Annotated in this window: 13 protein-coding genes and 4 pseudogenes; 10 read left to right on the top strand and 7 right to left on the bottom strand. The window is 50.5% G+C overall.

Annotated elements, in window-relative coordinates:
* Positions 1-32: 32 nt before the first annotated feature.
* From WHJ28_RS00665 to WHJ28_RS00635, 7 genes and pseudogenes are all read right to left on the bottom strand, one after another.
* Positions 33-3,191 (bottom strand): N-6 DNA methylase, encoded by a 3,159-nt coding sequence (locus tag WHJ28_RS00665; protein WP_340039136.1) that lies wholly within the window; start codon positions 3,189-3,191, stop codon positions 33-35.
* Positions 3,184-3,384 (bottom strand): helix-turn-helix domain-containing protein, encoded by a 201-nt coding sequence (locus WHJ28_RS00660; protein WP_195451378.1) that lies wholly within the window; start codon positions 3,382-3,384, stop codon positions 3,184-3,186. The genes WHJ28_RS00665 and WHJ28_RS00660 overlap by 8 nt, the downstream gene beginning before the upstream one ends.
* A gap of 213 nt (positions 3,385-3,597) precedes the next feature.
* Entirely contained in the window at positions 3,598-3,882 is a 285-nt protein-coding gene (locus WHJ28_RS00655; RefSeq protein WP_340039135.1) for a DUF6809 family protein, read from the bottom strand.
* Position 3,883: 1 nt separating this feature from the next.
* On the bottom strand, positions 3,884-4,276 hold the full coding sequence (locus WHJ28_RS00650; RefSeq protein ID WP_340039134.1) for a TnpV protein: 393 nt from the start codon (positions 4,274-4,276) through the stop codon (positions 3,884-3,886).
* A 53-nt stretch (positions 4,277-4,329) separates the two neighbouring features.
* Positions 4,330-4,956: pseudogene (locus WHJ28_RS00645) on the bottom strand (VirD4-like conjugal transfer protein, CD1115 family); the annotation flags it as partial.
* A gap of 41 nt (positions 4,957-4,997) precedes the next feature.
* Positions 4,998-5,156: a transposon-encoded TnpW family protein gene (locus WHJ28_RS00640; RefSeq protein WP_009243220.1), complete on the bottom strand. Its 159-nt coding sequence runs from the start codon at positions 5,154-5,156 to the stop codon at positions 4,998-5,000.
* A 142-nt stretch (positions 5,157-5,298) separates the two neighbouring features.
* Positions 5,299-6,996 (bottom strand): annotated as a pseudogene (locus WHJ28_RS00635) (AAA family ATPase); the annotation flags it as partial.
* Here WHJ28_RS00635 and WHJ28_RS16575 point away from each other — a divergent pair.
* From WHJ28_RS16575 to WHJ28_RS00590, 10 genes and pseudogenes are all read left to right on the top strand, one after another.
* Positions 6,993-8,303 (top strand): annotated as a pseudogene (locus tag WHJ28_RS16575) (class I SAM-dependent methyltransferase); the annotation flags it as partial. The pseudogenes WHJ28_RS00635 and WHJ28_RS16575 overlap by 4 nt on opposite strands.
* 105 nt (positions 8,304-8,408) lie before the next feature.
* Positions 8,409-12,452, top strand: a pseudogene (locus WHJ28_RS00630) (SNF2-related protein); the annotation flags it as partial.
* A 2-nt stretch (positions 12,453-12,454) separates the two neighbouring features.
* Entirely contained in the window at positions 12,455-13,261 is an 807-nt protein-coding gene (locus tag WHJ28_RS00625) for a DUF3848 domain-containing protein (protein WP_154473821.1), read from the top strand.
* Positions 13,258-13,602 (top strand): plasmid mobilization protein, encoded by a 345-nt coding sequence (locus WHJ28_RS00620; RefSeq protein WP_002576211.1) that lies wholly within the window; start codon positions 13,258-13,260, stop codon positions 13,600-13,602. The genes WHJ28_RS00625 and WHJ28_RS00620 overlap by 4 nt, the downstream gene beginning before the upstream one ends.
* Positions 13,603-13,757: 155 nt before the next feature.
* A complete protein-coding gene (locus tag WHJ28_RS00615) occupies positions 13,758-14,069 on the top strand; it encodes a CD1845 family protein (RefSeq protein ID WP_002576210.1) in 312 nt (103 codons plus the stop codon).
* Positions 14,070-14,164: 95 nt separating this feature from the next.
* Positions 14,165-14,773, top strand: coding sequence for a type IV toxin-antitoxin system AbiEi family antitoxin domain-containing protein (locus WHJ28_RS00610; protein WP_002576209.1), 609 nt, complete (start codon positions 14,165-14,167; stop codon positions 14,771-14,773).
* Positions 14,770-15,624, top strand: coding sequence for a nucleotidyl transferase AbiEii/AbiGii toxin family protein (locus tag WHJ28_RS00605; RefSeq protein WP_154473823.1), 855 nt, complete (start codon positions 14,770-14,772; stop codon positions 15,622-15,624). The genes WHJ28_RS00610 and WHJ28_RS00605 overlap by 4 nt, the downstream gene beginning before the upstream one ends.
* Positions 15,621-15,953: a hypothetical protein gene (locus WHJ28_RS00600; RefSeq protein ID WP_154473824.1), complete on the top strand. Its 333-nt coding sequence runs from the start codon at positions 15,621-15,623 to the stop codon at positions 15,951-15,953. Before WHJ28_RS00605 ends, WHJ28_RS00600 begins: the two co-directional genes overlap by 4 nt.
* A 55-nt stretch (positions 15,954-16,008) precedes the next feature.
* Entirely contained in the window at positions 16,009-17,424 is a 1,416-nt protein-coding gene (locus WHJ28_RS00595; protein ID WP_340039133.1) for a relaxase/mobilization nuclease domain-containing protein, read from the top strand.
* A gap of 454 nt (positions 17,425-17,878) precedes the next feature.
* Positions 17,879-19,081 (top strand): IS110 family RNA-guided transposase, encoded by a 1,203-nt coding sequence (locus tag WHJ28_RS00590; RefSeq protein WP_340039468.1) that lies wholly within the window; start codon positions 17,879-17,881, stop codon positions 19,079-19,081.
* Positions 19,082-19,083: the final 2 nt, after the last annotated feature.

Below are 19,083 nucleotides of genomic sequence, written 5' to 3'. Positions count from 1 at the left end.
GCGCTCAAAATAAAATGAGCGCTTCCTTTTGATTAAATGGAAATTTTCTTGGATATTAGTGCATCCAATTTTTCAATGATTTCCTTCTGACTATTTTGTACTGATATAAACTTCTGGGCAATCTCCTTTTGAAGTGAAAGGCTAATATTTCCTTCACCGTCGACAGGAATTGGTACCATAATGTCGTTTAACATCGAAGGATATAGTTTCGTAAATTCATCTTCTCCGTTATCGCCTTTTCGACCTTTAGCCAGCTCCCGGAATATGGGTTCCAATGTAAATTTCATATAATCGAAGTCCAAATCTTGACGCCCGTTTTTAGGAACCAAGATTCCACGATCTCCGTTAATAGAAAATTTACCATCCAGAATAAGAATCGTACCTGCAAATCCATTTGTTGACCATGTCATATAACGACCATCATAATCGTAGGTATCTAAATGGGTCAGTGTCCCTTGACTTGATGCCGAGTAGACAGGGTAGGGGCCTGAGTGTAGGTTCCCGTATTTTTTGGTGTACTTTGACTTTCCTTTAATAGTGTCAAATAGCTCACTCAAAGGCAAATATTCAATCGCATATTCGTCACAATTCGGCACAATAGAAACCTGTGAGAGATTTGCAATTTGTTCAACAACAGTTTCTTTGGTTTGTTCCAAAGTTACATAACCTGCGGCGATTTCTTTTTGCTTTTCAAGCCAAGGCTCTCCGTTATGGTCTACCGGAACAGCAAATTTTACAGATTGAATCATAAATGGTGGTAGCGATGTGTACTCATTCTCTCCATTATCGCCTTGCCGCCCTTTTTTAAGCTCTCTAAAAATAGGTTCCAAGGTATATTTTGCGTACTCCAGGTCTATATTTGTGCCTTTCAGCAGGAGTATTCCACGGTGGTTGGTTGCGGAAAAAGGTGATCTGTGAATCATCATGTAGCCCGCCAAACCATCTATTGCCCATGTCAATGCCGGAACATTATAATCATAGGAATCGATCTGAGCAAATGGTCCAAATGTGTTGCCAGAATATAATGGATACTCACCAGTGTGTTCATGTACATAGCTTCGAGTATATTTTCCGTCGCCACGAACAATATCAAACACCTGGGTAATGGGGATTTCTAAAAACTGAAGGCCCTCATCATTTTTTTTTTCAACTTCAGCCAATGGTTCATCCAGTTCAGACAATGTGTTAATCGTATCAGCAAGTAAAACTCTAAAGTCATTTACTCCGATTGTCTTGGATTCTTCCTCGATACCAAGAGCCTGCCGTTCTTCATGATTCCACCATCGTTCCACGCACCAATGAGTTCCGTTGTAAAAGTCATCAATGCTCGAAATTTTGCATCTCTGATCACCAATCATGTTCAATGTGTTGGCAAAACTCGTTTTCGCACCCTTGAACATATTAAAAAGATCAGATGCAACCTGCAAATCATTTTGATCGATGTCAAAACGGTACACATCACGAGTTTCTCCGATTTCCGAACACAAATAGGTAAATACTGGGGAGGTTTGGCGCTGAAGCGTAGGCACGCCATCCACCATAACGGGTGCTTTTTTTGTCAGAGCAAGAATGTAAGTTTTTTTGTTAGTTGTGAAGAAAGTGTTTAACGGCAGAGAGATGACAGCATCAATTTTACACTGCTCCAGTATAAAGTCACGGAGCTTTTTGTCGTTACTGCGGTTCATAATACCATCAGGCACGACAATAAACGCTTTTCCATTTGGTTTGAGGGCACGAATAATCCATTCCATGAACAAACCTTCGATGCCCATTGCGCTTACAGAAAAGTATTTCTTGAGTGTATCATCCTTGGAAATCTCTTCCTTCAAATTACTACTTCCGCTCATAACATAAGGCGGATTCGTTAAAATCAGATCATACTGATCATGGACAGGCTTTGCCAAGGTTCCAAGAATCGAGTTGGTCTGAAGCAAAAAGGTGTCGTTAAAAAGTTTAGCAAATTTATCTGTCATTTCTGGATGCTCTCGGAGCAAACCAGACATATAAATCAGCATATTTGCTTTAGCAAGAATGATTGTTTTTTGTTCGTCCTTATCAAATCCTTTGTCAAAACCACTCAGCGTAATTTGGGGCTTTAGCTCTCCATCCTCCACTTTATAGAATCGGTGCAAATCGTGAAGAATCGGTTCAAGCAAGAATTTTCCGACGCCACACGCCGGATCGCAAATCTTCATACCCGGAGTGATGTCTATCATATTGACAATAGCTCGAACTACCTTCAAGGGTGTAAAGTATTGACCCCAATTTTTCTTACTAATTGATTCTTTCAAGAATGTTTCAAACAGCTTGCTTTTGAAGTCGTAGTCTATGTTCTCTAAAGTCCCAAAATCATTAAAACGCTTAAGAATTTTGTGGAAGACAGTCGCATATCCAGAAACAGCCTTGTCATCTTTGGATACAAAAATTGTTCCATTGATAATGGTAGTTTTATCCTTCGAATTGCCAGGGAAAAGAGCTTTAATCTTTACTCGTACCGTGGAAGCATAATATTCAAGCACCTCATTCTCATTATTGCCAGAGTATTTTCCCAGCAAATCATAGAATGAATACATTCCCTTCAAAACACCTAAATCGCTGAGGTATTTGAAGATGAAAATCTCAACAAAGGTGTACAAACAATTTTCAGGCGTAGCTCCTGAAACAGCCCATAAATCTTGCCATACTTTTTCGGCCAGAGGCAGAGGATCAACAGACGCAGCAGCCTTGATTTGATTATTGGCAGCATTAATAGAGGCTCGAATCTTATTGATGAGGGTAATACACTCTGTGCTACTCTTGTCAAAATTTAATGTAATGCGGCTACCATCTTCCTGTAGAATTTCTTGACCGGTAGCGGGGTTAATCCAAAAAGTTTTCTTGCCGTCAGTAACAATGTAAACTTTTGCCTGCAATATCTGGGCTGTCCCAATTTCTTGTGCAATAGCTTTAGCAATCTGCTTTTCGGTTCGCAACTCCTGAGGGGTCTTATACTCGATAGCTGCGATAATAATTGGCTTTTTAACAATCAAGGCATCCGGCTTTTTCCCCTCATATGCCTCATAGTCTTTATCGGGAATAATCTTCGCTCCTTTAAGAGCTTTTAATGTAGTAGCGCCAATATTGTAGAAATTCCAATCGCCCATTTTTTCAGGAGCTTCTATCAAATTACGCTGAATCAGTTCTTCACTCAATGGTATCTGCTCCTTCCTGCCCCGTACTGGTGGCGTTTAGATAGGCATCTATGTCATCTTTACGGATGCGCCAACTTCGACTTCCAACTTTGGAAGCAACAAGTTCCTTAGAGGCAATCATTCGCCGTACCGTTTTATCGCATACTTTCAAATATTCAGCCGCTTGAGCAACTGTAAATAGTTCGTCTGCCATAACATATTCACCCCATTTTGTCAAGTATATCATTATTTTTTATGGGGTGCAATATGTTTGGGGGAAATTTTGCGAATTTATCAAACTCAAATGGATAATAGAGGATTTAATTGGACAATCTGTGTTTTCGATTGTCCAAAAATTCTTTATTTTTGAAGATTAATAGACGGGGTAAACCATTGACATTTTTATTTTGAGTATATTGTTAAAATACTAATCACTATTATGGTGGTGTTTGAGTAACTCATACACTTCTTTCATAAGCATCATTCCTAATGAAAAACCGTATTGAAATTGTGCTTCCAACTCCATACAGTGAACATCGATTACATGGGTGTGAAACTGGTTGACCAGCTCCATCTGCTCTTTAGAGAGCTTTTCCTCTAACTCGGTAAGCAGCTCTCCGGTGTGCCTATGTAGCTTGCGGTATTCTTTTTCATGAGGAACTACCTGTTCTGCGGGGTAGATATTACCACAATATAAGTCATCTAACACCATCTCACAGCACCTCCTTTGCATCATAGATTAGTTCGTGACGGACAATTTCCTCCGCACGGTTTCGGATGCTGTTCATAGCTCCAACCCACGCCAGCTGGTCACGGGCTTTCAATTTCTCTGTAATCCCCTCGTTTTTTTTCATCTGGGCAATGATACAATTCAGCCGGTTTTGTGCCTGCTCGTTCAGATCAGCCAAGTATGTCCAGAGTTTGCCGGTCAAGAGCAGATCATTATACTGGACTGGATGGCATTGCTCCAGATAGGCTTTGTGCATCCGCCCCCAAACCCCAATGGGGCGGATTTCCTCCGGTAGCTGCAAGTCGGGGACATAATAGTCACCGACCAGCGTATAGCTGATGCCGTTTTGACATGTTTTCTTTGGTAAGTGTTCCATAAGCGACCTCCTGTATTCGATTTTTCTCCGAATCCAGCTGATCGTGTCCCTGTTCATGTCAAATTCAAGGCAGCTGAACTCTTCACCAACAAGTATTGCACATCTTTGCCGAGCTTCTGGTAGTTGAGAGAGTGGGAGGTTTCCCGCCCACGGCTCTCCCCGGTGTTGTAGGTGTCGATGGTCTCCTTGCCCAGCACAGCGGCCAGCTCTTTGAGGGTGGTCGGCTCCTTGCCGCCCAGGAAGATGGAGGTATCCATGTTGCCGATGATGGTATCGGCGTTGTCCTTGTAGATGGCTTTAAGCTGGGACTGTGCTTGCAGCACCAGGCAGGCGGAAATCTCACGACTGCGGATGGTGGCGACCAATTTCTCCAGCTTGGGAATCTGGCCGATGTTGGCGCACTCGTCAATGAGGCACCGCACATGGACCGGGAGCCGCCCGCCGTACACATCGTCCGCTTTTTCGCAGAGCAGATTGAACAGCTGGGTGTAGCACATGGAGATCAGGAAGTTAAAGCTATCGTCCGTGTCGCTCATAATGAGGAACAGGGCGGTTTTTTGGTCTCCCAGGGTGTCCAGCTCCAGCTCGTCGTAGGAAGTGACCTCCCGCAGTTCCGCAATGTCGAACACGGCGAGGCGCGCACCGCAGGAAATCAGAATGGATTTTGCAGTTTTGCCAGAGACGAAAAGTCAAGGACTTTTTCATCAAATTCAAAAAGAAGTTACATTTTGCGGACTTCCTCACGGAGCAGACGCTTGATTTTGTCCTCCATCGTCTCTTTTGCGGTCTGGCTGAAATGCACACGGACGATATAGGTTGTCTTTCCGATCTGCTTTCTGACAGTCGGGCAAGGGGCGGTGTTGGTTGCGGTATTGTTCATTCAAAATCCTCCTGTAAATGAAAAATGCCCGGTGACTGTTCATCATCGGGCGATGTCGGTATGAGGGAACAAGGCAAGGCGGCAACATTAAGGTATCTATAAAAACCTTGCCGTCTTTGCCACGCTTGCCGTGTTCCTGTTGTCAGTCTCGGAGATAGCAGACCCATGCTGTGCCGTCTTTCTCGGTCACAAGCCTGTCCCCGATACGGCTCTTTGCCGTTCTCATGGTGCGTGAGGAAATCCCACGCTCATTGACCGTCTTTTCCAGCTCTGCACTTGGCATACGCTTTCCATCTGCCAGCAGTTCCAGAATGAGCATTTGCGCTTGTGCGGTCTTGCTTTCCGTCTTGGCTGTGTCCGTTCCGGCAAGCAGTTCATCGGCGGTAATGTCATAAGCTCCTATCCATTCAAAACCTTTCTCGTCTCCCAGAGAAAAGGCAAGGGACTGTCCGGGCGGCGCAAGGGAGCTTTTCTCATGGATAAGTACCCTTGTTGTGGGGCTGTCCTTCAGCTTGCCGATAAAGAGCAGACTGCGGACTGCCGCCGTAATGTCGATAGACCCTAATCCCCGGTAGGTGCTTTGCGTTCCTGCGGCTTTGTTGAGGTGTCCGATCAGCACGATAGCGCACCCGGTAGCCTGTGCAATGTCTCCCAGACTGCGGAATATCGGGCGCACCTCGTTTGCCCGGTTCATGTCCACATCTGCGCCCAGAAACGCCTGTACCGGGTCAATGATAACCAGCCTTGCGTTGTTTTCCCGGATTGCCCTTGCGATGCGTTCATCGGCAAGGGTCAGTGGTGTGTCTCTATCGTCAATGACAAGCACTTTTTCAAGGTCTGCGTCTGCTTCCATCAGTCGGGGCTTGACCGTATCACCCAGACCGTCCTCGGCAGTCTGGTAAATGATATTGAACGGTTCAAGGGTTTCCATACCGGGCAAGGGCTTTCGGTTGGTGCAAGCCGCCGCAAGACGCATGGCAAAGTAGGTCTTGCCCTCGCCGGGGTTGCCCTGTATGATCGTCAGCTTTCCAAAGGGGATATAGGGAAACCATAGCCATTCCACGCTCGTCAGCTCCACATCTGCCATGCGGAGCATGGGAACAGGCTGGGCGGTGGGCAGCTCTCGCAGCGTGATTGTTTCGGCTATGAATTTGTGGCTCGGAATGTCCTTTTGCTGACGGAGAACATCGTTCCAGTCTTTCCTTGCCGGGACAAGGCGCATGACGGCGATCTTGCCGGGAATGGACTGTGCCAGTCGGGTACAGGCTTCGCTTCCTGCGGTGTCGCTGTCAAGGCAGAGGAACACTTTTCGGGTGTCCTTGCGTTCAGAAAGGAAACGGTCAAGGGCTTTGCCCGAAACGCCGCCCAGGGCAAGATAATTTCTTGTCTGCCAATCCTGCGGATAAAGGCAGATAAACGATAACAGGTCAATCGGCGCTTCAAAGACAAAGAGCTGATTGCCATTACCCTCGTGTCGGAACGGATAGGATTTGTCAGACCCGGCAATGTCCTGTCTGAATGGGTCTGCCGTTCCTCGCACATGGGCGTATCTCGGCGTACCGCTTCGGTCTCTGCCGACAAACACAACATTGTGCCGCTTTGCGTCCTCGTAAATATCCCCGGAAAGAAGAAAAGCCTCAACAAGCGTTTTGTTGAGACCTCGGCTTTCTGTGAGATATTGGATTGCTCTGTCGGCTGTCCTGTTGTGCAAGGGCAAGTGAAACGCTGTGGGCGGTGCTGTGCTGGCTTCGCTCTGTCCCTCACCGCTTTCGCCGGTTAAGAGCTGGACAGCTTCGGGAAAGGACTTGCCGTAAAACTCCATGACAAAATCAATGGGATACTGCCGACTACCGCACCACTCCTGAAGGCATCGAACTGGAAGTGCTGGGCGCAGACGAAAAGCGTCTGGCTATGCTGTATTTCCGCTGGGATGAGGTTGCGCCTTTGCTGCGCGGGATGTATGCCCGTCAGCAGGACGGCTTTGGGCAGGAACGCCCCGAACTGGCTGCCGAACCCCCGGCTTATCACGCCGAGACTGTGGCTGTCTATCCGGGTGACAAGAACCATCTGCCTTATGATGTGGTTGTCCAGACCTTGCGAACCAATGAGCCAGAGCCGCCTGCACCTGCCGCTGAGCCGGAAAAAACTCTGGATGAAGTGCTGGACGAACACCCCGTTTCCATTCAGGTCAATGGCCAGTGGCAGACCTTCCCCAATGCCAGAGCCGCCGAGGAAGCCGCTTACGGGGAATACAAGGACAATCTGCGCCGCACCGCTGAGAATTTCCGTATCACCGACGACCACCTGGGCGAAGGCGGTCCGAAAGTCAAGTTTCAGGCCAATATCGCGGCAATCAAGCTGCTGAAATATCTGGAGGAAACCACTGAACAGGCAACGCCGGAGCAGCAGAAAATTCTTTCCCGGTATGTGGGCTGGGGCGGTCTGGCCGACGCCTTTGACCCGGAGAAGCCCGCATGGGCTGCGGAATATACCCAGCTGAAAGAGCTGCTGACCCCGGAAGAATATACTGCCGCCAGAGGTTCCACCCTCAACGCGCACTACACCAGTCCTACGGTCATCAAAGCGATTTACGAGGCTGTGGGCCGCATGGGATTTGAGACCGGCAACATCCTGGAGCCGTCCTGCGGTGTGGGTAATTTCTTCGGTATGCTGCCGGAGAAAATGCGAAACAGCCGTCTTTACGGCGTGGAGCTGGATTCCATCAGTGGACGGATTGCAAAGCAGCTCTATCCCAAGGCCGACATCACCGTGGCCGGGTTTGAAACCACCGACAGGCGGGATTTCTACGATCTGGCGGTGGGCAATGTTCCGTTTGGCCAGTATCAGGTCCGGGATAAAGCCTACGATAAGCTGAATTTCAGCATTCACAACTACTTTTTCGCCAAAGCACTGGATCAGGTGCGTCCCGGCGGCGTGGTAGCTTTTGTGACCTCCCGATATACCATGGACGCCAAGGATTCCACCGTGCGCCGCTATCTTGCCCAGCGTGCTGAGCTGCTGGGAGCTATCCGTCTGCCCAACAATGCGTTCAAGGCCAATGCAGGAACCGAAGTGGTCTCCGATATTATTTTCTTGCAAAAGCGGGACCGCCCGCTTGACATTTCGCCGGAATGGACACAGACCGGCATTATCAGGGTTCCCGCAAAGTCGCAAGACTTTGTGGGAGAAGGAGGAGCGACGGAGCAAGCGAGCTTTTCGCCGCAAGGCGGAAACGAGCAGGCGCAGTCCGCGACGACGCAGGACGGCTTTGCCATCAACCGCTATTTCCTGGATCACCCGGAAATGGTGTTGGGCCGACAGGAGCCGGAAAGCACCGCTCACGGCATGGACTACACCGTGAATCCCATCGAGGGGCTGGAGCTTGCCGATCAGCTGCATGATGCCGTGAAGTACATTCGCGGCACTTACCAGGAGGCCGAGCTGCCGGAGCTGGGTGAGGGCGAAGCCATCGACACCTCCATTCCTGCCGACCCCAATGTGAAAAATTACTCCTACACCGTGGTGGACGGCGCTGTATATTTCCGTGAAAACAGCCGCATGGTGCGCCCTGACCTGAATGCCACCGCCGAAGCCCGTGTAAAAGGACTGGTGGGGCTGCGGGAATGTGTCCAGCAGCTCATTGATCTGCAAATGGACGCCGCCACACCGGACAGCGCCATCCAGGATAAGCAGGCGGAACTGAACAGCCTCTATGACAGCTTTTCTGCAAAATATGGCCTTATCAATGACCGGGCGAACCGACTGGCCTTTGCCGATGATTCCAGCTACTATCTGCTCTGCGCGCTGGAAGTCATTGACGAGGACGGCAAGCTGGAACGCAAGGCGGATATGTTCACCAAGCGCACCATCAAGCCCCACAAGGCGGTGGACACCGTGGATACCGCCAGTGAAGCCCTTGCTGTCTCCATCGCGGAGCGAGCCTGTGTGGATATGGCGTATATGTCGGAGTTGACCAATAAGACCAGCGACGAACTGGCTGCCGAGCTGCAAGGCGTGATCTTCCGTGTGCCGGGACAGGTGGAGAAAGACGGCACTCCCCATTATGTGACCGCCGACGAGTATCTGTCCGGCAATGTGCGGCGCAAGCTGCGTCAGGCACAGCGGGCCGCACAGCAGGACCCTTCCTTTGCAGTCAATGTGGAGGCCCTTACCGCTGCCCAGCCCAAAGACCTGGATGCGTCGGAGATTGAGGTGCGTCTGGGTGCTACCTGGATCGACAAAGAGTACATCCAGCAGTTTATGTATGAGACCTTTGATACCCCGTTTTATATGCAGCGGAATGTCCAGGTCAACTACACCCCGTTTACGGCGGAGTGGCAGATCACCGGCAAAAGCTCCATCAGTCAGAACAATGTGGCCGCCTATACCACCTATGGAACCAGCCGTGCCAACGCCTACAAGATTTTGGAGGATTCCTTAAACCTGCGGGATGTCCGTATCTATGACACGGTGGAGGACGCAGACGGCAAAGAGCGCCGGGTGCTGAACGCCAAGGAAACCACGCTGGCAGCCCAAAAGCAGCAGGCTATCCGGGATGCTTTCAAGGACTGGATTTGGAAAGACCCGGAGCGCCGTCAAGCTCTGGTGCGCCAGTACAACGAGGAAATGAACTCCACCCGCCCCCGCGAGTATGACGGCAGCCATATTGTTTTTGGCGGCATGAACCCGTCCATTACCCTGCGGGAGCATCAGCTGAACGCCATTGCCCATGTGATGTACGGCGGCAATACGCTGCTGGCGCACGAAGTAGGCGCGGGCAAAACCTTTGAAATGGTGGCTGCCGCCATGGAGAGTAAGCGTCTGGGGCTGTGCCAGAAATCCCTCTTTGTTGTGCCGAATCATTTGACTGAGCAGTGGGCGTCGGAGTTTCTGCGGCTCTATCCTTCCGCCAACATCCTTGTCACCACGAAAAAGGACTTTGAGACCCACAACCGTAAGAAGTTCTGCGCCCGGATCGCCACCGGCGACTATGATGCCATCATCATGGGACACAGCCAGTTTGAGCGTATCCCCATCAGCCGAGAGCGTCAGGAACGGCTTCTCTATGAACAGATCGACGAGATCACGGAAGGGATTGCAGAGGTACAGGCCAGCGGCGGCGAGCGTTTTACTGTCAAGCAGCTGGAACGCACCCGCAAATCTCTGGAAGCCAGATTGGAGAAATTGCAGGCTGAGGGCCGCAAGGACGATGTGGTGACATTCGAGCAGCTGGGCGTGGACCGTTTGTTTGTGGACGAGGCCCACAACTATAAAAACCTGTTTCTATACACAAAAATGCGGAATGTGGCAGGTCTCTCCACCAGCGATGCCCAAAAGTCCAGCGATATGTTCGCCAAGTGCCGCTATATGGACGAGATTACCGGAAACCGTGGCGTTATCTTTGCAACCGGAACCCCGGTCAGCAACTCCATGACCGAGCTTTACACCATGCAGCGGTATCTCCAGTATGACCGCCTGCAAGAACTGAGCATGACCCATTTCGACTGCTGGGCCAGCCGTTTCGGAGAAACCGTCACGGCGCTGGAACTGGCCCCGGAGGGAACCGGCTATCGGGCGCGCACCCGATTCTCCAAGTTTTTCAACCTGCCGGAGCTGATGAACCTGTTCAAAGAGGTGGCCGACATCAAGACCGCCGACCAGTTGAACCTGCCCACCCCAGAAGTGGAATACCACAACATCGTGGCACAGCCCACCGAACACCAGCAGGAAATGGTGAAGGCCCTCTCCGAGCGCGCTTCCGAAGTACACAGAGGCAGTGTGGACCCGTCGGTGGATAATATGCTCAAAATCACCTCGGATGGCCGCAAGCTGGGACTGGACCAGAGGATCGTCAACCAGATGCTGCCGGATGAACCTGGCACAAAGGTCAATCAATGCGTGGACAACATCATGCAGATCTGGCGGGACGGGGATGCAGACAAGCTGACCCAGTTGGTGTTCTGCGACATTTCCACGCCCCAGGCAGCTCCCTCCAAAAAGGCAGCCAAACAGCTGGACAATCCGCTGCTTCACGGGTTGGAAGAAGCAATCCCACTGGATGAACCGGAGCCTGCCTTTACCATCTATGAGGACATCCGCCAGAAGCTCATCGCCCAGGGGATGCCTGCCGAGCAGATCGCCTTTATCCACGAAGCCAACACAGAGGTACGGAAAAAGGAACTGTTCTCCAAGGTCCGCACCGGGCAGGTACGTGTCCTATTAGGCAGCACTGCCAAGATGGGCGCTGGCACCAATGTGCAGGATCGCCTTGTGGCGCTGCATGACCTGGACTGCCCGTGGCGTCCGGGAGACCTTGCCCAGCGCAAGGGCCGTATCGAGCGCCAGGGCAACCAGAACCCTCTTGTCCATGTGTACCGCTATGTCACGGAGGGAACTTTTGATGCCTACCTCTGGCAGACGGTGGAAAACAAACAGAAATTCATCAGCCAGATTATGACCTCGAAATCGCCTGTGAGAAGCTGCGACGATGTGGATGAAACGGCGCTTTCCTTTGCCGAGATCAAGGCCCTGTGTGCCGGAGACCCCCGTATCAAGGAACGCATGGATTTGGATGTGGAGGTTGCCAAGCTGAAGCTGATGAAAGCCGACCACCAGAGCAAGCAGTACCGTCTGGAGGACCAGCTGCTCAAATACTTCCCGCAGGAAATCGAAACCAACAAGGGGTATATTCAGGGATTTGAAGCCGATTTGGAAACACTGGCCACGCACCCACACCCGGCAGATGGCTTTGCCGGTATGGAGATCCGGGGCGATGTGCTGACCGACAAAGAAAATGCCGGTGCAGCCCTGCTGGATGCCTGCAAGGAGGTCAAAACCTCCGATCCGGTGCAGATTGGCAGTTACCGTGGATTCACTATGTCGGTGGAATTTGAAGCGTGGAAACAGGAATATACGCTCCTGCTGAAAGGACAAATGACCCATCGGGCGACCCTGGGTACAGACCCACGCGGAAATCTCACCCGTATCGACAACGCACTGGCGCAGATGCCCCAGCGTCTGGAGGCGGTCAAAAACCAGCTGGAGAACCTTTACCAGCAGCAGGCCGCTGCCAAGGAGGAAGTAGGAAAGCCGTTCCCCTTTGAGGACGATCTGCGGGTCAAGTCCGCCCGTCTGGTGGAACTGGACACCTTGCTGAACATTGACGGCAAGGGTCATGCCCAGCCGGAAACTGTGGTTGCCAAGAGTGCGCGGCCCTCGGTGCTGGACAGTCTGAAACGCCCTGTGCCGCCCCGCAGCCCTGAAAAGAAACCAAAACAACACGAGGAGGTACGATGATTATGAATGCAACAGATTGGAATACAGCTCTTTTTGAGAAAATGTCTGATGAACAGGATAAATTCCGGGACTGGCTGAAAAGCCAGCCCCCGGAGGAAATCCTGCACCACACCTATGAGTACACGGTCCGGGAGGACATCGTGATGGCAATGGAGGAGCTGGAGCTGACCGACGCCCAGGCCAAGGCACTTTTGGATTCTCCCACGCCGCTGGCGGATGTGTACCGTTATTTTGAAAAGCTGGAGACCGGCTACATGGATGTGATCCGGGACAGCATTGAAAACCGTGCCGATGATGTGTGCAGGGCGCAGGAAGAATTACGAACTGCCCCTCTCTACCCCCATTCTGCCGCCTATGCGTCCCAGCATGGGGAGATGGCACAGTACAACCACTCATATCAAGCGAACAGCGCCTGCAAAGAAGCCATTGAACAGGCCATCAGCGCTCACTATGCAGAGAACCGGCTGGATACGGAGGCGGCGGTCAAAGATGTGCTGGAAAAGTTCGGGACAGAACGGGTACAGTTTATTCTCGCCAACACCATCCAGCGCAAGAACCATGACGGGCGTATCTCTCAGGACAATAAAGCCTGGGCAAAAACCATTCCCATGCCGGAGGACAGCGATGCTTCCCGCCACTGTGCCTATCTGGTTGTGGATGGGGTCAATCCCGGTCTGACCGATCTGTTTACCAGGCAGGCCAGAAAAGCCATGCAGGAACCGCAGAAAAGCTCTGTCCTGCAAAAGCTCAGGCAGGAACCGCCTGCCCGCAAGCCTGCCGCCCCGAAGAAACAGGAGCCGGAGCGATGAGCAGCCCCAAGCGCAAGCGGGATGTGCCGGTTCTGTTTTGGGTATCCGCTGATGAAATGGAGTTGATTCAGCAGAAAATGGCACAGTTTGGGACAAAAAACCTGAGCGCCTATCTACGAAAAATGGCTGTGGACGGCTATGTGGTGCAGCTGGATTTGCCGGAGCTGAAGGAACTGGTATCCCTGCTGCGCCGAAGCAGCAACAACTTAAACCAGCTGACCCGCAAGGTACATGAGACCGGGCGGATTTATGATGTCGATTTGGAGGATATATCCCAGCGGCAGGAACAGTTATGGGACGGAGTTAAAGAGATACTGACACAACTCTCCAAACTTTCGTAACCGGGACAAATACCCCATCTGCGGAGGGAGGAACGGCGTTTCTTCGCCGCGCCTTCCTCCGCTTTTTCTTTTTGCCCGTATCCTTGCCTTTTGGCTGTGAGACAGGGATAATGGAATCAGGAACAGGAACTGTGATTTTGGGAGGAGGCATAACAATGAGGGCATTGGTATTTTTGTTGAAACTGCTGTTGAAGATCGTGATGGTTCCGGTGATTCTGGCGCTGACCCTGTTCGTTTGGATTTGTGTGGGGATCGTCTATGTCTCCGGTCTGGTGCTGGGGCTTATCAGCATGGTGATCGCCCTGCTGGGTGTGGCGGTTCTGCTGACCTGTTCCCTGCAAAACGGCATTATCCTGCTGGTGATGGCATTCCTTATTAGTCCCTATGGTCTGCCGATGGCTGCCATCTGGCTGCTGGGCAAGGTGCAGGACTTGAAGTTTGCCATTCAGGATTTGGTTTATGGATAAAATGCGCGGTCACAAAAATGCCAGACAGTGTCTGTTAAATTGCTATATTTACTTCTGTGCTACATCCGTGTATAATAGTAGCACGAAAGGAAGTGATGGATGTGACCAAATCAGAACGGTTTGAGCAATTAGACAGACTTCTGACCGAGCATGATGGGATGCTGCAAACCGCACAGGTAATCGCTAGCGGAATTGTAAAACCCATTTTTTATGAATATGTCAAAGAGAAAAATCTTCAGCAGGTTGCTCACGGAATTTATGTCTCCGAGGACACCTGGATTGATGCGATGTTTCTGTTACATCTGCGATGTGGTCAGGCAGTATTTTCCCATGAATCAGCGCTATTTTTCCATGACTTGACAGACCGGGAACCATCTCCATACGCTATCACGGTGCGCAGAGGGTACAGCACCACTCGCTTAAAGGCAGAGGGCCTTTCTGTTTACACCATCAAACCAGAACTATATGAGGTAGGGCTGACAACTGGCCAAACACCTTTTGGGCATACGGTTCCTGTCTATGATATGGAGCGCACCATCTGCGATCTGCTCCGCAGCCGAAGCAGCATGGAAATACAGACTTTTCAAGGTGCGCTGAAGATGTATGCCAGAAGAAAGGACAAGGATCTGCGGACTTTGATGCGGTATGCCGGTATGTTCCGGGTTGAAAAAATTTTACGGCAGTATTTGGAGGTGCTTTTATGATAAAGACAGCAAGGCAGCTAAAAGATTTGATTCGCAATCTTTCCAGAGAAAAATCTGCGGATGCACAGCTTTTAATGCGAAACTATATGATGGAGCGTTTTCTGGAGCGTATTTCCCTTTCTGAATATCGTGATAAATTTATTCTGAAAGGCGGGATGCTGGTAGCGGCAATGGTTGGACTGGATGCCCGTTCCACGATGGACTTGGACGCTACTGTAAAAGGAGCCAATGTTAATGTAGAGGAGATCGAGAACCTGATTTCTGCTATTGTGAGTGTGCCGATTGATGATGGCGTCAAATTTCAGCTGAAAAGCATTTCAGAGATTATGGATGAAGCGGAGTATCCTGGGATTCGGGTCAGCATGACTACAACCTTTGACGGTGTGGTGACACCTTTGAAGATTGACATTTCCACAGGGGATGCCATTACCCCCAGGGAGGTACGCTACTCTTTCAAGCTGATGCTGGAAGATCGCTCCATTGACATTTGGGCATACAATCTGGAAACCGTTCTGGCTGAAAAGCTGGAAACAATCATCACCAGAACCACCACCAACACCCGCATGAGAGATTTCTATGACATTTATATTCTGGATCAGCTCCACGGGAACACATTGAACAGGCAGACGCTCTATGATGCACTGTTGGCAACTGCCAAAAAACGCGGAACCGAACGGCATCTTGCAGAAGCTGTGGATGTTTTGAATGAAGTGGAAAGCAGTCCTGTGATGCAGAAACTTTGGGAATCTTACCGCAGGAAGTTTTCCTATGCGGCAGATTTGGAGTGGAACATCATCATGGGGGCGGTTCGCAGTTTATATGCGCTCAGTGAAAAGGAATCGAGCCTATGAAGAAGCATGGACATTATTGTAAAGTCTGCGGAGAATATAAGGCTAACGAAAAATTTTCCGGCAAAGGTCATGCGGCGCACATCTGTAAATCCTGTGCTTCTTTATCGCCGGAGAAACAAGCGGAGCAAATAACGGTAAACCGCTTACTGAATCTCCCTTGGCGGTTATTAAAGGAGCAGATTTCCTGGCTGAAAAAACGAATGAAAGATAAGCGCCCGGAAGTTCGTGCACTGGCAAAAGAACAATACGAGATGAGGTTTCCTCCAAAACAGTTAGAGGACACCGATGACGATTTTGATTTTCTTGATGAGAATGATTTTATAGAATAACGAAAGCGGTCTGCACCATGCAGGCCGTTTCTTTTTTGGAAAGGAGGCTCCATCTATGGCAACCACACGCATCATGCCCCTGCATATCGGCAAGGGGCGCACTGAGAGCCGAGCAATCAGCGATATTATTGATTATGTGGCAAATCCGCAAAAGACCGACAACGGAAAACTGATTACCGGCTATGGCTGTGACAGCCGGACCGCCGATGCGGAGTTTCTGTTGGCGAAGCGGCAGTATATCGCCGCCACCGGGCGGGTGCGCGGGGCGGACGATGTGATCGCTTACCATGTGCGCCAGTCCTTCAAACCCGGAGAGATCACACCGGAGGAAGCCAACCGCCTGGGCGTGGAATTTGCCAAGCGGTTCACCAAGGACAATCACGCCTTTGTGGTCTGCACTCACATAGACAAATCGCACGTTCATAATCACATCATCTGGTCGGCGGTCAATGCAGATTGTGACCGAAAATTCCGCAACTTTTGGGGCAGCACCAGAGCCGTCCGGCGCTTGAGCGATACCATCTGTATCGAGAACGGATTGTCCATTGTGGAGGACCCAAAACCTCACGGAAAGAGTTATAACAAATGGCTGGGCGATCAGGCCAAGCCCTCCCATCGGGAACAGTTGCGGGTGATGATTGACCGTGCGCTGGAGCAGAAACCGGCGGACTTTGATGCGCTGCTGAAACTGCTTTCCGAGATGGGATGCGAAGTATCCCGGCGCGGGAAAGTCATCCGGCTCAAAGCGCCCAGCTGGAAGAATGTAGCCCGCATGGATGACAAGCTGGGGGCCGGGTACAGTGAAGCAGAAATCCGTGCGGTGTTGGCCGGTGAAAAACAGCATACGCCCCGTAAAAATTCCACCGTGCAGCCGGAGCCGCCCAAGGTCAATCTGCTGGTGGATATTCAGGCAAAATTACAGGCTGGGAAAGGCGCTGGGTATGCGCGATGGGCCAAGGTTTTCAACCTGAAACAGATGGCGCAGACTGTAAATTTTCTTACCGAACATCGGCTGCTGGATTATGCGGAGCTGGCAGAAAAAGCGGCGGCAGCCACCGCCCACCACAACGAACTGTCGGCGCAGATCAAGGCGGCGGAGAAACGCATGGCGGAGATCGCTGTTCTGCGTACTCACATCGTAAACTATGCCAAGACCCGTGAAACCTATGTAGCCTACCGCAAGGCGGGATACTCTAAGAAATTCCGGGAGGAACATGAGGAAGAAATCCTGCTCCATCAGGCGGCAAAAAATGCCTTTGACGAGATGGGCGTGAAGAAGCTGCCCAAGGTCAAAGACCTGCAAGCCGAGTACGCAAAGCTGCTGGAGGAAAAGAAGAAAACCTACGCCGAGTACCGGCGTTCCCGTGAGGAAATGCGGGAGCTTTTAACGGCAAAGGCAAATGTAGATCGAGTGCTGAAAATGGAGGTAGAACAGGATGTTGAAAAAGAAAAAGACCACGACCAGCGGTAAGCTGATCCTGGTCAAAAGCGTTCGCAGAACGCGCAGCCACAGAATGAAATTCTGTGTTCAAAGGGGCTTGGGGGCACTGCCCTCAACAAGCAAGCGGAGAGGAAAATCACAAAGGGATTTTCTTCTCTGCGGGCCTGTGTGTATTAACACAGGCATTGCTTGCTACAATATGTTTGACCCCAAGAACGGTGTTGCGCTGGTAATGCTGTTCAGCGGTTCAAACCTAAGCTACAATGAAGAGGTAATCGGCCTTACGGGGCATTGCTTGAGCTAACCACGCTCGTTTGTGCAAACTGTTAGCCGACCCTCTCATTGCAGCGTTCGATTTACGCAGGTTGAATCATCGGAGCAATCCGTACATTCGTGTGACTAAGCAAGCTGAATCGGTAATGAACTGTGGCGGTCGCCGGTTATAAAACCAAACAAAGGAGGATTGTGTATGAGCGCAGGAGTCATTACAGCGGTTGGAATCGATGTTTCAAAATATAAAAGCACAGTGGCAGCCAGAAGACCAGGCGGTGAAGTGGCTTTACTCCCATTTGACGTCGGCCATGATGTCACCGGTATCAAGAATCTGCTTGAGAAGCTACAGGGGCTTGACGATGAAGGCAGCGAGATTCGAATTGTCATGGAGCATACAGGAATGTATTGGAGACCCGTGGCTTTGGCGCTGCAACAGGCTGGATTCTTTGTCAGTGTAGTCAACGCGATTCTGATCCACAACTTCAGCGACAATTCACTGCGCAAGGTTAAAACGGATAAAGCGGATGCGTTGAAAATCGCAAATTATGGTCTCACATTCTGGATGGATCTGAGGGAATATTCCGCAGAAGATGAAACAAGGCAAATGCTGAAGATCCAGAATCGGCTCTATGAGCGGACAACCACCACCGGTACAATGTTGAGAAACGGTTTAATTTCACTCCTGGATCAGACATTCCCCGGTGCCAATAAGTTATTTCTGAATGAAGGCAGGAACTCAAAGGGCCATGTCAAATGGGTGGATTTTGTGATCCGCTTTTGGCATAAAGAATGCGTGGCAGCTTTATCCCTACATACTTTTGCAGACACCTTCCAAAAATGGTGCAAAAGAACCGGTTACAGATTCAGTACTTCCGATGCCGAACGAATCCATACCGCAGCCAGGAACGCCGTTGCCACGCTTCCCAAAAATGATAGTACAAAACTGCTGATAACGCAAGCGGCAATCAGCCTGAATACCGTATATGATTCGCTTCATGCGTTCCGCACAGAAATGAACCGGCTGGCCTCTCTGCTGCCAGAATATGAGCTGGTGATGGGGATGGAAGGTGTCGGAAAAATCACAGGACCGCAGTTGATGGCTGAGGTTGGTGATGTCCGCCGTTTTTCGCACAAAGGTGCTCTGGTTGCATACGCTGGTGTGGACGCACCACCGTATCAATCCGGTACATTCGATGCAAAGAATCGTCATGTTTCAAAGCGCGGTTCACCTCACTTGCGTAAGGTGCTGTTTGAGATCGCCTCCATGATTCTTGTTCACGGAAACCCTGACAATTCTGTATTCTGCTTCATGGATAAGAAACGAGCGGAGGGAAAGCATTTCTATGTCTATACTGTGGCCGGAGCTGCAAAGTTCCTGCGGATTTGGTCGTGTCAAGAATTTTTCGCACTTTAGTT

Origin of the sequence: Flavonifractor porci, from assembly GCF_037572415.1 — a bacterium.
Classification (GTDB): Bacteria; Bacillota; Clostridia; order Oscillospirales; family Oscillospiraceae; genus Flavonifractor; species Flavonifractor porci.
This window is presented reverse-complemented; position numbering and strand designations above follow the sequence as displayed.

What these genes read in the sequence shown, in the direction of transcription:
- WHJ28_RS00660 (WP_195451378.1), bottom strand. Translation starts at nt 3,384, where the DNA reads ATGGCAGACGAACTATTTACAGTTGCTCAAGCGGCTGAATATTTGAAA.
- WHJ28_RS00655 (WP_340039135.1), bottom strand. Translation starts at nt 3,882, where the DNA reads ATGGTGTTAGATGACTTATATTGTGGTAATATCTACCCCGCAGAACAG.
- WHJ28_RS00650 (WP_340039134.1), bottom strand. Translation starts at nt 4,276, where the DNA reads ATGGAACACTTACCAAAGAAAACATGTCAAAACGGCATCAGCTATACG.
- WHJ28_RS00640 (WP_009243220.1), bottom strand. Translation starts at nt 5,156, where the DNA reads ATGAACAATACCGCAACCAACACCGCCCCTTGCCCGACTGTCAGAAAG.
- WHJ28_RS00625 (WP_154473821.1), top strand. Translation starts at nt 12,455, where the DNA reads ATGAATGCAACAGATTGGAATACAGCTCTTTTTGAGAAAATGTCTGAT.
- WHJ28_RS00620 (WP_002576211.1), top strand. Translation starts at nt 13,258, where the DNA reads ATGAGCAGCCCCAAGCGCAAGCGGGATGTGCCGGTTCTGTTTTGGGTA.
- WHJ28_RS00615 (WP_002576210.1), top strand. Translation starts at nt 13,758, where the DNA reads ATGAGGGCATTGGTATTTTTGTTGAAACTGCTGTTGAAGATCGTGATG.
- WHJ28_RS00610 (WP_002576209.1), top strand. Translation starts at nt 14,165, where the DNA reads ATGGATGTGACCAAATCAGAACGGTTTGAGCAATTAGACAGACTTCTG.
- WHJ28_RS00605 (WP_154473823.1), top strand. Translation starts at nt 14,770, where the DNA reads ATGATAAAGACAGCAAGGCAGCTAAAAGATTTGATTCGCAATCTTTCC.
- WHJ28_RS00600 (WP_154473824.1), top strand. Translation starts at nt 15,621, where the DNA reads ATGAAGAAGCATGGACATTATTGTAAAGTCTGCGGAGAATATAAGGCT.
- WHJ28_RS00595 (WP_340039133.1), top strand. Translation starts at nt 16,009, where the DNA reads ATGGCAACCACACGCATCATGCCCCTGCATATCGGCAAGGGGCGCACT.